The organism is Streptomyces sp. NPDC017676 (assembly GCF_044329325.1).
Taxonomy (GTDB): Bacteria; Actinomycetota; Actinomycetes; order Streptomycetales; family Streptomycetaceae; genus Streptomyces.
The window spans coordinates 1-14,233 of the sequence record NZ_JBIRJA010000015.1 but is presented as its reverse complement, the minus strand read 5'-3'; the positions used below and the strand labels follow the sequence as shown (position 1 = coordinate 14,233).

11 protein-coding genes are annotated in these 14,233 nt (G+C 71.2%); 5 read left to right on the top strand and 6 right to left on the bottom strand.

The features are described from left to right. Positions 1-26: 26 nt before the first annotated feature. The 3 genes from grpE to ACH4LD_RS29465 form a co-directional block, all read right to left on the bottom strand. Positions 27-683 (bottom strand): nucleotide exchange factor GrpE, encoded by a 657-nt coding sequence (gene grpE / locus ACH4LD_RS29475; RefSeq protein WP_398054717.1) that lies wholly within the window; start codon positions 681-683, stop codon positions 27-29. Next, positions 683-2,533, bottom strand: coding sequence for a molecular chaperone DnaK (gene dnaK / locus ACH4LD_RS29470; protein ID WP_132784688.1), 1,851 nt, complete (start codon positions 2,531-2,533; stop codon positions 683-685). The genes grpE and dnaK overlap by 1 nt, the downstream gene beginning before the upstream one ends. 94 nt (positions 2,534-2,627) lie before the next feature. Beyond that, positions 2,628-3,647, bottom strand: a complete 1,020-nt coding sequence (locus ACH4LD_RS29465) for an MraY family glycosyltransferase (protein ID WP_398054718.1) — start codon at positions 3,645-3,647, stop codon at positions 2,628-2,630. Positions 3,648-3,847: 200 nt separating this feature from the next. Between ACH4LD_RS29465 and ACH4LD_RS29460 the strand changes: the two genes are divergently transcribed. Continuing rightward, on the top strand, positions 3,848-6,130 hold the full coding sequence (locus ACH4LD_RS29460; RefSeq protein WP_398054719.1) for a (Fe-S)-binding protein: 2,283 nt from the start codon (positions 3,848-3,850) through the stop codon (positions 6,128-6,130). A 384-nt stretch (positions 6,131-6,514) separates the two neighbouring features. Here the strand turns inward: ACH4LD_RS29460 and ACH4LD_RS29455 are convergent, their stop codons facing one another. Continuing rightward, complete coding sequence (locus tag ACH4LD_RS29455; RefSeq protein WP_030648240.1) at positions 6,515-6,841, bottom strand: antibiotic biosynthesis monooxygenase; 327 nt, start codon at positions 6,839-6,841, stop codon at positions 6,515-6,517. A gap of 520 nt (positions 6,842-7,361) precedes the next feature. On the opposite strand from ACH4LD_RS29455, the gene ACH4LD_RS29450 reads away from it, so the two are divergent. The 4 genes from ACH4LD_RS29450 (at position 7,362) to ACH4LD_RS29435 (ending at position 12,935) form a co-directional block, all read left to right on the top strand. Beyond that, on the top strand, positions 7,362-8,843 hold the full coding sequence (locus ACH4LD_RS29450; protein WP_398054720.1) for an FG-GAP and VCBS repeat-containing protein: 1,482 nt from the start codon (positions 7,362-7,364) through the stop codon (positions 8,841-8,843). 76 nt (positions 8,844-8,919) lie between these two features. After that, a complete protein-coding gene (locus ACH4LD_RS29445; RefSeq protein WP_398054721.1) occupies positions 8,920-10,332 on the top strand; it encodes an FG-GAP-like repeat-containing protein in 1,413 nt (470 codons plus the stop codon). Positions 10,333-10,367: 35 nt separating this feature from the next. Then, complete coding sequence (locus ACH4LD_RS29440; RefSeq protein ID WP_398054722.1) at positions 10,368-11,795, top strand: FG-GAP-like repeat-containing protein; 1,428 nt, start codon at positions 10,368-10,370, stop codon at positions 11,793-11,795. An 81-nt stretch (positions 11,796-11,876) separates the two neighbouring features. Next, positions 11,877-12,935 carry a YIP1 family protein gene (locus ACH4LD_RS29435; protein WP_398054723.1) on the top strand — a complete coding sequence of 353 codons (1,059 nt, stop codon included), beginning with the start codon at positions 11,877-11,879 and terminating at the stop codon, positions 12,933-12,935. A 65-nt stretch (positions 12,936-13,000) separates the two neighbouring features. On the opposite strand, the gene ACH4LD_RS29430 is transcribed toward ACH4LD_RS29435, so the two are convergent. Next, positions 13,001-13,504, bottom strand: coding sequence for a phosphoribosyltransferase (locus tag ACH4LD_RS29430; RefSeq protein WP_132784696.1), 504 nt, complete (start codon positions 13,502-13,504; stop codon positions 13,001-13,003). A 13-nt stretch (positions 13,505-13,517) separates the two neighbouring features. Next, positions 13,518-14,093 carry a dCTP deaminase gene (dcd, locus tag ACH4LD_RS29425; RefSeq protein WP_103814803.1) on the bottom strand — a complete coding sequence of 192 codons (576 nt, stop codon included), beginning with the start codon at positions 14,091-14,093 and terminating at the stop codon, positions 13,518-13,520. Between the last annotated feature and the right edge of the window lie 140 nt (positions 14,094-14,233).

The window sequence follows — 14,233 nt, the reverse complement described above, 5'->3', positions numbered from 1 at the left end:
GCCCCTCCTTCCCGTCAGTGTTCACGTCAGCCCTCGTCCGGGCCACCGTTCTCCTTGTCGTCGGCCGCCGGCGACTCCTCGGCGCCCTCGGCCTTGACGGTCTGCGCGCCGGGCTGCGGCTCGGCGACGGCCACCCGCGCGGGGCGGATGGTGCGCTCGCCGATGCGATACCCGGGTTGCAGGATCGCCACGCAGGTCGTCTCGGTGACGTCCGGCGCGTAACTGTGCATCAGCGCCTCGTGGATCGTCGGGTCGAAGGGCTCGCCCTCCTTGCCGAACTGCTGGAGGCCCATCTTGGCGGCGACGGTCTCCAGCGACTCGGCCACCGACTTGAAGCCGCCGACCAACTCACCGTGTTCCCGTGCGCGGCCGATGTCGTCGAGCACGGGCAGGAGCTCGGTCAGGAGGTTCGCGATCGCGATCTCCTTGACCGCGATCCGGTCGCGCTCGACCCGGCGGCGGTAGTTCTGGTACTCGGCCTGGAGCCGCTGGAGGTCCGCCGTGCGCTCGTTCAGCGCCGTGCGCACCTGGTCCAGCTGGGCGACCAGACCGGCGTTCTCTGCGTGTCCGTCCCCGGCCGGGGCCGCCCCCTCCTCGGGGGCGGCCTTCGGCTCGGCGTCGTCGGAGGTGGCGCCGGAGGGGACGTCGGGCTTCTCCTCGAAGCCCGGGGTCTCCTCCGTCATTACGCGGCACCGTCCTTGCGCTCGTCGTCCACGATCTCGGCGTCCACCACGTCGTCGTCGGCGGCCTTGGCGCCACCGGCGGTCGCGCCCTCGGGGCCGCCCGCGGCCTGCGCGCCCTGGGCGTCGGCGTACAGCGCCTGGCCCAGCTTCTGCGAGACGGCGGCGACCTTCTCGGTGGCGGAGCGGATCTCGGCGGTGTCCTCGCCCTTGAGGGCTTCCTTCAGCTCGCCGACCGCGGCCTCGACCTCGGTCTTGATCTCACCGGGGACCTTGTCCTCGTTGTCCTTGAGGAACTTCTCGGTCTGGTAGACGAGCTGCTCGCCCTGGTTGCGGGCCTCGGCGGCCTCGCGGCGCTTGTGGTCCTCCTCCGCGTAGCGCTCGGCCTCCTCGCGCATGCGGTCGACCTCTTCCTTCGGGAGCGAGGAGCCGCCGGTGACGGTCATCTTCTGCTCCTTGCCGGTGCCGAGGTCCTTCGCCGTGACGTGCATGATGCCGTTGGCGTCGATGTCGAAGGAGACCTCGATCTGCGGGACGCCACGCGGCGCCGGCGGCAGACCGGTCAGCTCGAACATGCCGAGCTTCTTGTTGTAGGCCGCGATCTCGCGCTCGCCCTGGTAGACCTGGATCTGCACCGACGGCTGGTTGTCCTCGGCCGTGGTGAAGATCTCGGAGCGCTTGGTCGGGATCGTGGTGTTGCGCTCGATCAGCTTGGTCATGATGCCGCCCTTGGTCTCGATACCGAGGGACAGCGGGGTGACGTCGAGCAGCAGGACGTCCTTGACCTCGCCCTTGAGGACACCGGCCTGGAGCGAGGCGCCGATGGCGACGACCTCGTCCGGGTTCACACCCTTGTTGGCCTCCTTGCCGCCGGTCAGCTCCTTGACGAGCTCGGCGACCGCGGGCATACGGGTGGAGCCACCGACGAGCACGACGTGGTCGATCTCGTTGATGGAGATGCCGGCGTCCTTGATGACGTTGTGGAACGGCGTCTTGCAGCGCTCCAGCAGGTCGGCCGTCAGCTGCTGGAACTGAGCGCGGGTGAGCTTCTCGTCCAGGTGCAGCGGGCCCTCGGCGGACGCGGTGATGTACGGCAGGTTGATCGAGGTCTCGGTCGAGGAGGACAGCTCGATCTTGGCCTTCTCCGCCGCCTCGCGCAGGCGCTGGAGGGCCATCTTGTCCTTGGACAGGTCCACGCCGTGGCCGGACTGGAACTGCTTGACCAGGTAGTCGACGACGCGCTGGTCCCAGTCGTCACCACCGAGGTGGTTGTCACCGTTGGTGGCCTTCACCTCGACGACGCCGTCGCCGATCTCCAGGAGGGACACGTCGAAGGTGCCGCCACCGAGGTCGAAGACGAGGATCGTCTGGTCGTCCTTGTCGAGGCCGTAGGCGAGCGCGGCCGCGGTGGGCTCGTTGACGATGCGCAGGACGTTCAGACCGGCGATCTCACCGGCCTCCTTGGTGGCCTGGCGCTCGGAGTCGTTGAAGTAGGCCGGGACGGTGATGACCGCGTCCGTGACCTTCTCGCCCAGGTAGGCCTCGGCGTCTCGCTTCAGCTTCTGCAGGATGAACGCGGAGATCTGCTGCGGGTTGAAGTCCTTGCCGTCGAGCTGGATCTTCCAGTCGGTGCCCATGTGGCGCTTCACCGAGCGGATGGTCCGGTCCACGTTCGTGACCGCCTGGCGCTTGGCGACCTCGCCGACGAGCACCTCGCCGTTCTTGGCGAAGGCGACGACGGACGGCGTGGTCCGGGCACCCTCGGCGTTGGTGATGACGGTGGGCTCGCCGCCCTCCAGAACGCTGACGACGGAGTTAGTCGTGCCCAGGTCGATGCCGACCGCACGTGCCATGGTTGATTCCTCCAGCTGACTTGAGTGGAACAGGCTCAAGTGTGCACGAGGAGACCCGCTGGGTCAACAGACCTGAGCCAGTCAGACTCAAGTCTTATCCGTTCCTTACACGCAAGTGCCCGCTGACCTGTGTCGATGGCGGGCGGCGGCCCTGCGGAGCGGGAATCAAAAGGAGGACGAGAACGGCGAACGCCACCCCGCCGGCCACCCAGAGCACGGCCGAGTCCCCCGTCCAGCCGGTGTGCACGAGCACCCCCACGAGCACCGAGGAGAAGGCCCCGGCCCCCAGCAGCACCACCGACGCCTGCGGGGCGAGCCCGAGCCGCCGCAGCCGGTGGGCGAGGTGGTCGGGGCCGCGCCGCAGCAGCGGGCGCCGGGCCACCCCCCGGGCGAGGACCACGAGGAGGGCGTCGGCGACGGCCACGGCACCGAGGCAGAACACCACCGCCGCGCTCGGCCCGATGTCGTACCCCGCGCGCGTGAAGACCACCGCCGACGACAGCACGAACCCGGTGAACAGCGAGCCGCAGGCGCCGAGCCCGACCCGTGCGGGATGCCAGTTGTGCATCAGGAAGCCGGTGAGCGCGGCGGCGACCACGCTCAGCAGCACGGCGAGCCCGTCCATCACTTCGGCGGCGGCACAGGCCCCGGCGCCGAAGGCGGTGACCACCCCGACCGTCCCGGCCAGCCCGTCGGCGTGGTCGAGGCCCTTGAAGGCGAGGGTGGCGAGGACGATCCAGCCGATGGCCAGCAGCCCGCCCGGCACGCCCGTCTCGTCGTACGGCACCACGCAGACCGCCGCCACGGCCGTCCCGGTGACGAGCACGCGCGCGCGGAGCCGCCACACGTCGGCCACCAGGCCCAGCCCGGCGACGGCGGCGGCCGCCATGAGCAGCCGTCCGACCCCGTCCCCGAGCGGGGCGACCCGGGTCCACTCACCCGTTCCGGCGACCAGGCAGGTGACGACCACGACCGCGAGTCCGCCGAGGAGGGGCAGGGGCCGCTGCCGGCGCCGGTCCAGGATCCCGGCCCTCCGGGCGGGCAGCCGGAGCGCCGCCGCGAGCACGGCGGTGAAGAGAAGGGCTGCGGTGGCGGCGGCGATCCCGTAGAGCACGGCTCTAAGGTAGGGGCGAAAGTATCAATTCGGTACGAATAACACGATCCGATTGGCTGGCGGCGACCCAGATCACCCCGCGCTCTGCTGCATCCCGGCGGAAGATGGGGGTAGTCTCAGACGGACTACATAAGTTACCGCTTAGTAATGTCGATCAGCTCAGACAGCTCGTGTCGACCGAGGCCGCCTCAGGAGCCCCAATGCAACTCGCCGCGATCATCGTGTCGCTGGTCCTGATCGTGGTCGGCGTGGCACTGTTCGGCCGCGCCCTCCTGCAGATCTACAACTTCATGCGGCTGGGCCAGCCGGTGCCGGCCGGCACGCGGACCAACGATCCCACACAGCGCACCCTCACCGTGGTCAAGGAGTTCCTCGGCCACACGCGGATGAACCGCTGGGGCATCGTCGGCGTGGCGCACTGGTTCGTGGCGGTGGGCTTCTTCACCCTGCTGCTGACGATCGTCAACGCGTTCGGGCAGCTGTTCAAGGCGGACTGGCTGCTGCCGGTCCTCGGCGACTGGGCGCCGTACAACGTCTACGTCGAGTTCATCGGCACCATGACGGTGATCGGCATCCTCGCCCTGATCGTCATCCGCCAGCTCAGCCACCCGCGCAAGCCGGGCCGCAAGTCCCGCTTCGCCGGCTCCAACTTCGGCCAGGCGTACTTCGTCGAGGCCGTCATCCTCATCGTCGGCGTCTGCATCTTCATGCTGCACGCCCTCGAAGGCGCCCAGCACCACGTGGACGGCTACGAGGCCTCGTTCTTCATCTCGTACCCGGTCGTGAAGTGGCTGGGGGGCATGGACGTCTCCACGCTCCAGAACCTCACCTACTTCTTCGCCGGCCTGAAGATCGCGACCTCCTTCATCTGGATGATCACGGTCGCCCTGAAGACCGACATGGGCGTGGCCTGGCACCGCTTCCTGGCGTTCCCGAACATCTGGTTCAAGCGCAACGCCACCGGCGAGACCTCGCTCGGCGCCCTGCTGCCGATGACGTCCGGCGGCAAGCCGATCGACTTCACCGACCCCGGCGACGACGACGTCTTCGGCGTCTCCCAGGTCGAGCAGTTCTCCTGGAAGGGCCTGCTGGACTTCTCCACCTGCACCGAGTGCGGCCGCTGCCAGTCGCAGTGCCCCGCCTGGAACACCGGCAAGCCGCTCTCCCCGAAGCTGCTGATCATGTCGCTGCGGGACCACGCGCACGCCAAGGCGCCGTACCTGCTGGCCGGCGGCGGCAAGACGATGGAGGGCGAGGAGAAGGCGTCCGAGGACCAGCTCAAGGACGTCCCGGCCGCCGCCCTGGCCGAGGCCGAGCGCCCGCTGATCGGCACCGCCGAGGAGAACGGCGTCATCGACCCGGACGTCCTGTGGTCCTGCACCACCTGCGGCGCCTGCGTCGAGCAGTGCCCGGTGGACATCGAGCACGTCGACCACATCGTCGACATGCGCCGCTACCAGGTCATGATCGAGTCCGCGTTCCCGTCCGAGGCGGGCACGATGCTCAAGAACCTGGAGAAGAAGGGCAACCCCTGGGGCCTGGCCAAGAAGCAGCGCCTGGAGTGGACCAAGGAGGTCGACTTCGAGGTCCCGGTCGTCGGCAAGGACATCGAGGACCTCACCGAGGTCGAGTACCTGTACTGGGTCGGCTGCGCCGGCGCCCTGGAGGACCGCGCCAAGAAGACCACCAAGGCCTTCGCCGAGCTGCTGCACATCGCGGGCGTGAAGTTCGCGATCATGGGCGGCGACGAGAAGTGCACCGGTGACTCCGCCCGCCGCCTGGGCAACGAGCCCCTGTTCCAGGAGCTCGGCATGGAGAACGTGGCCGCGCTGAACATGGCGTTCGGCGAGGAGATGGACGACGAGGGCAACATCACGCCCGAGTCGAAGAAGCCGAAGTCCGCGAAGAAGATCGTCGCCACCTGCCCGCACTGCCTCAACACGATCGGCAACGAGTACCCGCAGCTCGGCGGCGACTACGAGGTCATCCACCACACCCAGCTGCTCCAGCACCTGGTGGACGAGGGCAAGCTGGTCCCGGTCACCCCGGTCGAGGGCATCATCACGTACCACGACCCGTGCTACCTGGGCCGGCACAACAAGATCTACACGCCCCCGCGCGAGATCATCGGCAAGGTCCCGGGCCTGCGCAACGAGGAGATGCACCGGCACAAGGAGCGCGGCTTCTGCTGCGGCGCCGGCGGCGCGCGGATGTGGATGGAGGAGCGGATCGGCAAGCGCATCAACAACGAGCGCGTCGACGAGGCCCTGTCCCTCAACCCCGACATCGTCTCCACCGCCTGCCCGTTCTGCCTCGTCATGCTGACCGACTCGGTCAACGGCAAGAAGAACGACGGCAAGGCCAAGGAGTCCATCCAGGTCGTGGACGTCGCCCAGCTGCTGCTCGACTCCGTCAAGACGCCGGCCGACCCGGCGGGCGAGACCGAGGCGGAGAGCGAGCCGGAGCCGGAGCCGGTGAAGTAACGGCCCCCGGAAGCCGACGGCGCCCCCTGACCCGCACAGGCAGGGGGCGCCGTCGCGTCCGCCAGACGCTCCCGGGCCGGGCCCGCGCGTCCGCCAGGCGTTCTTGGGCGCGGCCCGCGTGTCCGCAAGGCGCTCCCGGGCCCGGCCCGCCGTGTCCGCCACGCGTTTCCGGGCGCGGCCCGCGTCTCGGCCAGGCGTTCTTGGGCGCGGCCCGCGTGTCCGCCAGGCGCTCCCGGGCCCGGCCCGCCGTGTCCGCCACGCGTTTCCGGGCGCGGCCCGCGTCTCGGCCAGGCATTCTTGGGCGCGGCCCGCGTGTCCATCAGGCGCTCCCGGGCCCGGCCCGCCGTGTCCGCCACGCGTTTCCGGGCCCGGCCCGCGCGTCCGCTAGGCGTTCTTGGGCGCGGCCTGCTGCACCACCTCGAAGGACCACAGGGTCGAGCCGGAGGCCGCCGGCTTCGGGCGCTCGCCGCCCTCGCCGCCACCCTGGTGCGCGGACTTCATCGGCCCCTCCATCCACGCCTGGAAGGACTCCTCGTCACGCCAGCGCGTGTACACGAGGTACTGGTCGGTGCCCTCGACGGGCCGCAGCAGCTCGAACCACTCGAAGCCGTCGGAGTTCTCCACGGCGTGGGCCCGTGAGGCGAACCGCTTCTCCAGGACCTCCCGCTGCTCGGCGGGAACGGTCAGCACGTTGATCTTCACTACGCTCATGGCACCATCCTGACCCACAACACGGCCGGGGCGGGGGTGCCGCCGCCAGGCGAACGCGTCATCGTCGGCCGACGCCCGCGCCCACCACGGCGACGGCCGGCCGGACCAGGCCGGTGTGCGGCGGCTTCGACGGTGCCGGCGGAACGACCTGGCGCCGCACACGTCCGGCGGCTGACCGCCGTACCCGCGTGGCCCGTTCAGCCGGCAGGGCGGCCGGCGTGCCCCTGGCCTCACCCGGTGGGACGCCCGGGCCGAGAGGCCGTGGCGCGGGGACGCGGCGCGGCGGAGGAGCCGGGCGGGCGGGGCCGGACCGGCGGTGGTTTCCGGTCACCCACCGGCGGTCACAGCAGCCTCGGAAAAAATCACCGAACTCATGTACAACCTTTACGCCCCGGCACAGGTCTCCTGATCGCCGGCCTCCTGTGAACCGCGGGACAACTCGCGTCGAACACGGGGAGACCGCACCCCATCGACTGCGGATGCCCGCCAGGCATCCCCCGCATGCCGTAGGAGAAACCGCATGCACAAGCACCGCCGACTCGCCCTCGCGACGGCCACCGCGGCCGCGCTGACGGGCGGTCTGCTCACCTTCGCCGCCTCGCCCGCGACCGCCGCCGACTCCGTGAAGGTGGCGAAGGCCGACTTCAACGGCGACGGCATCGGTGACGTCGCCACCTCGGCGGCCGGCGCCTACGTCAACGGCCGCAAGGACGCCGGCCAGATCGTCGTGCTGTACGGCACGGCCACCGGCGTCTCCTCCGCCAAGCGCACCGTCATCAGCCAGGACACCACCGGCGTCCCCGGCACCGCCGAGGCCGGCGACGGCTTCGGCCGGGAGACGGCCTACGGCGACTTCAACGCCGACGGCTACGACGACCTCGCCGTCGCCTCGCCGTTCGAGAAGGTCGGCACCGACACCAACGGCGGCGACCTCGTCATCCTGTACGGCTCCAAGAGCGGCCTGACCGGCAAGTCCGCCCACCTGGTCGACCCGGCCGCCTCCTCGCACGACTACTGGGGCAAGGACCTCGCCGCCGGCGACTTCGACGGCGACGGCAAGACCGACCTGGTCGTCGGCAGCTCCGCCGCCACCCTCTACCTCTACAAGGGCGGCATCAGCAGCTCCGGCACCGCCGGCAGCATCACCACCGTCAAGCCGCCCATCCTGACCGGCAGCAACGACTACCCGTACGGTCCGCTCAGCCTGACCGCCGGTGACGTCAACGGCGACGGCCGCACCGACCTCGTGGTCGACGGCTACGAGACCTCCACGCAGTACGGCTGGAACACCAACTACTGGCTGCCCGGCACCGCGAGCGGTCTGAGCGGCTCCTCCGCCAAGGCCCTCAAGCCCGGCATCATCACGGCGATCGGTGACATCAACGGCGACGGCTTCGGCGACATCGTCAGCGGTGCCGGCTGGGACGCCACCACCGAGGACGGCATCCCGGTCCCGGACGCCTCCAACGGCGGCCGGGTGAACGTCACCTACGGTTCCGCCTCCGGCCCGGCCGGCACCACCGGCATCAACCAGAACACCGGAAGCGTCCCCGGCACCTCGGAGAAGGGCGACTCCTTCGGCTGGGACCTCGACCTCGGTGACATCAACGGCGACGGCTACCAGGACCTCGTGGTCAGCGCCCCGCTGGAGGACATCGACGGCGTCACCGACACCGGCGCGGTCACCGTCCTGTACGGCTCGAAGTCCGGCGTGAACACCGCCACCGCCACCCAGTCCTTCAACCAGAACACCACCGGTGTCCCCGGCGGCAACGAGAAGAACGACCTCTTCGGCGCCGACGTCAAGCTCGACGACGTCACCGGTGACGGCAAGGCCGACCTGGTGATCGGCGCGTACGAGGACAGCGGCGACGGTGCCCTCACCTACCTGCCGTCCAGCGGTACGAAGATCACCACCACCGGCAGCCGCTTCATCGGTGCCGGCACCGCCGGCGTCTCCACCTCGGGCACCCCGCAGTTCGGCGCCCTCTTCGCCGACTGACCCAGCCCTCGTCCCGCTCATCCCCGGCCGGGCCCGCGCGTCGCGGGCCCGGCCTCCTTCCACCCGGAGCCCCGCCTTGCGCAAGCGCGTCCTCCTGCTGGCCGCCACCCTGACCACCGGCCTGCTGACCGCCCTGCCCGTCACCCCCGCCTCCGCCGCGCCCTCCCGTCTGGCCGGCGACTTCAACGGCGACGGCTACCTGGACCTCGCCCTGAGCGCCGCCGGCCACCAGGTCGGCTCGGCGCAGCAGGCCGGTGCGGTCGTCGTCCTCTACGGCTCGTCCTCGGGCGTCTCCGCCGCCAAGCGCACCCTGATCACGCAGAACTCCACCGGTGTCCCGGGCAGCGCCGAGGCGGGGGACCTCTTCGGCCAGAGCCTGGCCGCCGGGGACCTCGACGGCGACGGCTACTCCGACCTCGTCGTGGGCGCCCCGGGCGAGAGCATCGGCGACCGGGACTCCGTGGGCAGCGCCACCATCCTGTGGGGCGGCAAGTCCGGCCTGTCCGGCGGCGCCCTGGTGCCCCAGCCGTCCACCCTGTCCGAGTGGGCCAACTTCGCCACCGGCGTCGCCGTCGCCGACTTCGACGGCGACGGCAAGCTCGACGTCACCCTCGCCGGCCGCAACCACATCCGCCTGTACCGGGGCCCCTTCACCCGCACCGGCACCCCGGCGAACAACCTCGGCGTCGGCGAACTGGGCGGCGCGACCAACGTGGTCGCGGGCGACCTGAACCACGACCGCGCCGCCGAGCGCATCTACCCCTTCCTCGTCGACGGCGACGAGGGCGGCGACATCAGGTACTTCACCTGGAACGGCTCCAAGCACGTCATGAGGGACCTGCCGAAGGCCGACGGTCAGCTCGGCTCGATCGGTGACGTCAACGGCGACGGCTACGGCGACGTGGTCCTCGGCGACCCCACGGACCCCACCGCGTACAAGAAGACCGGCCACAAGGGCGGCCAGATCACCGTCTGGTACGGCGGCCCGAACGGCCCCGACCCCGCCCAGACCCCGACCGTCATCCACCAGGACACCGCGGGGGCACCCGGGACCGGCGAGACCGACGACATGTTCGGCGCGTCGGTCAGCACCGGCGACATCAACGGCGACGGCTACGCCGATGTCGCGGTCGGCGCGCCCGGCGAGGATTTGGGCAAGGTCGGCGAGGCCGGCGCGGTGACGGTCCTGTTCGGCTCCGCCTCGGGCCTGACCACCAAGGGTGCGAAGACCTGGACGCAGGACACCGAGGGCGTGCCCGGCGGCTCCGAGGCATGGGACCAGTTCGGCCAGTCCGTGCGGCTGATCGACATCAACAAGAACGGCAAGGCCGACCTGGTCGTCGGCGCGGGCGGCGAGAACGGCTACGGCGCCGTCACCGTCCTGCGCGGCACCGCCTCCGGCCTGACCACCGACTACGCCAAGTTCATCGGCGCCCGCGACGTCTCCGTGCAGGGCATGGGGGACTTCGCGTGGGCCATCGCCCAGTGACGTCCCCCCGCCCCAGGCCTTCCCGAGGGAACTCCATGCGTACACGCCTCCTCGCCGTCGTCCTCGCCGGCGCGCTGGCCCCGCTCGCCCTGACCGTGCCCGCCGCCCACGCGGCCACGGCCGCCGCCCCGTACGACTTCAACGGCGACGGCCGCGCCGACCTCGCGATCGGCGCCCCCGACGCGACCGTGGGCGGCCGGTCCAAGGCGGGTGCCGTCTCGGTGGTCTACGGCAGCTCCACCGGGCTGAAGACGGCCACCCGCACCCTGATCACCCAGAACACGGCCGGCGTCCCCGGCGCCGCCGAGGCGGGCGACGCCTTCGGCAGCGCCGTCGCCTCCGCCGACCTGAACAAGGACGGCTACGCCGACCTGCTGATCGGCGCGCCCGGGGAGGACGTCGACGGCGACACCAACGGCGGCACGGTGGTCGTCGTCTGGGGCGCCAAGTCCGGCCTCTCGGGGGCCCGTACGGTCACCAACTACTTGAAGGAGGAGACGGACCGGTCCGGGCAGGCACTGGCCGTGGGCGACCTCGACGGTGACGGTGACCTCGATGTCGTGATCGGTTCCACCGGCTCCTGCGTCCTGAGCTTCGTCGACGGCCCCGTCACCCGGTCCGGCTCCTTCCGGGGCAGCTCGGGCGCGGGCTTCCCCGCCCCCTACTCCCCGTCGTACGGCGTCACCTCCGTGTCCGCCGGGCGGATCTCCCCCGCCTGGTCCACCAGCCTGGTGGTGCACGGCCGCCAGCCCCGCACCGGTGCCGCCGTCACCCACCTGGTGACCGACCCGTCCATCGCCAACTACACCGACTGGTGGCAGGAGCTGCCCGCCGGCACGGTCTCGGCGATCGGCGACATCGACAAGGACGGGTACGCCGACATCGCCATCGGCAATCCGGCCGAGACCTCCGCCGACCCGGCGGGAGGCAAGGGCGGCAAGGTCACCGTGGTCTACGGCGGACCGGGCGGCGAGGACAGCTCCCGCGCCCCGCTGGTCCTCGGCCAGGACACCCCGGGCGTGCCGGGCGCGGCCGAGACCGGCGACGCGTTCGGCAGCAGCGTCTTCCTGGGCGACGTGGACGGGGACGGGTACAAGGACCTGGCGATCGGCGCGTCCGGCGAGGACTCCGGCGCCGGATCGGTCACCGTCCTCCGCGGCACCGCCCGCGGACTGACGGCCAAGGGCGCGGTGTCGTACACCCAGAACACCGCGGGCGTCCCCGGCACCGCCGAGAAGGGCGACCGCTTCGGCGCACGGGTCCTGCTCGCCGACCACTCCGGTGACCACCGCGCCGAGCTGACCGTGGCGGGCCCGGGCGAGAACGCGGGCGACGGCGCGGTCTGGTCACTGCGCGGTGCCTCCGCCGGACCGACGACGGCCGGGGCGCTCTCCTTCGGCCCGTCGGCCACCGGGGTCTCCACGGCGGGCACCCCGCGGTACGGCTCGGTCCTCAACAACTGACACCGTCCGGCACCACCTGAGGGCTGCCCGGGGGGAACCCGGGGAAGACCCTGAACCGCCCCCCTGACGCCCCCTTAGGGGATGTCACAGGTCGGCCGCAAAGCCGGGCCCGGACCGCCGGGCCCGGCACATCGGCCCTCAGGACCAGGTACGTTCGTTGACGTGGCTGGATTCAGGATCGGACGCGGGGGCCGGGACAACCGCACCCCCCAAGGACAGCAGGCGCCGCAGGGGCCGTCGTACGGGCACGGACACGGGCGCGGGCACGGCCCGGCACAGCCCGGGGGACCGTCGTACGGTCAGCCGCCGCACGGCCGGCCGGGCCCGTCCGGCCCCTCGTACGGCTACCCGTCGGCGCCGCAGCCGCCGTACCAGCGGCAGGGACAGCAGCCGTACGGGTACCCGGGGCCGGCGGACGACGGGCCGGAGTACTTCGGCGACGGCGGCCACCACCCGGGCCCCGGTCCCGGCGCGCACGACCCCTACGCTGCCAACAACCCGGGCCACACCCAGGCCTTCTCGGTCGACGAGGCCGCCGGCTACACCCAGGGCGCGACCTACCAGGCGGGCTCCGCCGCCGCGCCCGCCGCGCCGCTCGGACCGCCCCTGCACTGGAAGGAACTGCTGAAGGGGATCGTCCTGTCCCCGAACGACACCTTCCTGCGCATGCGGGACTACACGATGTGGACGCCCGCCCTCGTCGTGACCTTCCTCTACGGCCTGCTCGCGGTCTTCGGCTTCGACGGCGCCCGCCAGGACGCGATCAGCGCGACCCTGTCCAACGCGGTGCCGATCGTGCTGATCACGGCGGTCGTGATGGTGCTCGGCCTGTTCGTCCTGGGCGTGGTCACCCACACCCTGGCCCGCCAGCTCGGCGGCGACGGCGCCTGGCAGCCCACGGTGGGCCTGTCCATGCTGATCACGGCCCTCACGGACGCGCCCCGCCTGATCGTCGCCATGTTCTTCGGCGGCGACGCCGGCTTCGTCCAGCTCCTCGGCTGGGCCACCTGGGTCGGCGCGGGCGCCCTGCTGACCCTGATGGTGTCCCGCTCCCACGACCTGCCGTGGCCGAGGGCGCTCGGAGCGTCGGCGATCCAGCTGATCGCGCTGCTGTCGATCGTGAAGCTGGGCACGTTCTGACGCTTCGCCCACGCGGAAGGCCCCCGGCGTGCGGCCGGGGGCCTTCCGTATGTGACCGGGGTTTCTCAGGCGTCCAGAACCTGCCCCGCCCGCTTCACGACCGGCGGCTCCACACTCCACGGGAAGTTGATCCAGTCGTCGGTCCGCTTCCACACGTACTCGCACTTCACGAGGGAGTGGGACTTCTCGTAGATCACGGCGGAGCGCACCTCGGCGACGGTGTCGAGGCAGAAGTCGCGGACCAGCTTCAGGGTCTTGCCGGTGTCGGCGACGTCGTCGGTGATCAGCACCTTCTTGTCGGAGAAGTCGATCACGTTGGGGACGGGCGCGAGCATGACCGGCATTTCGAGGGTCGTCCCCACACCGGTGTAGAACTCCACGTTCACGAGGTGGATGTTCTTGCAGTCGAGAGCGTAGGCGAGCCCGCCCGCGACGAAGACCCCGCCCCGGGCGATGCTGAGCACGATGTCGGGCTCGTACCCGTCGTCGGCGATGGTCTGCGCCAGCTCGCGGATGGCGGTCCCGAACCGCTCGTAGGTCAGGTTCTCCCGCACGTCTGCGCTGCTCATGCTGTCGTCGCCCTCACACCTGGGTCCGATGGAAATTGAGGTAGGACCGCGAGGCGGTCGGCCCGCGCTGCCCCTGGTACCGGGAGCCGTAGCGCTCACTGCCGTACGGGTGCTCGGCGGGCGAGGTCAGCCGGAACATGCAGAGCTGCCCGATCTTCATCCCCGGCCACAGCTTGATGGGGAGCGTGGCGAGGTTGGACAGCTCCAGGGTGACGTGCCCGCTGAACCCGGGGTCGATGAACCCCGCGGTCGAGTGCGTGACCAGCCCCAGCCGCCCGAGCGAGCTCTTCCCCTCCAGCCGGGAGGCGAGATCGTCGGGAAGCGTGATCACCTCGTACGTGGAGGCGAGCACGAACTCCCCGGGGTGCAGGATGAACGGCTCATCGCCCTCCGGCTCCACCAGCCGGGTCAGATCGGCCTGCTCGACGGAGGGGTCGATGTGGGGGTACCGGTGGTTCTCGAACACCCGGAAGTACCGGTCCAGCCGGACGTCGATGCTCGACGGCTGCACCATGGTTTCGTCGTAGGGATCGATCCGTACCCGCCCGGCGTCGATCTCGGCCCGGATGTCCTTGTCTGAGAGAAGCACGTAGCGAGGATACGCAAGGCGCGGGGGGCCCCCCCCCCCCCCCCCGGGGGGGGCCCCCCCCCCGGCCCCCCCCCCCCCCCCCCCGCCCCCCCCCCCCCCCCCCCCCCACTACGGGGCGCCCGGGGGCCCCCCGCGGGGCC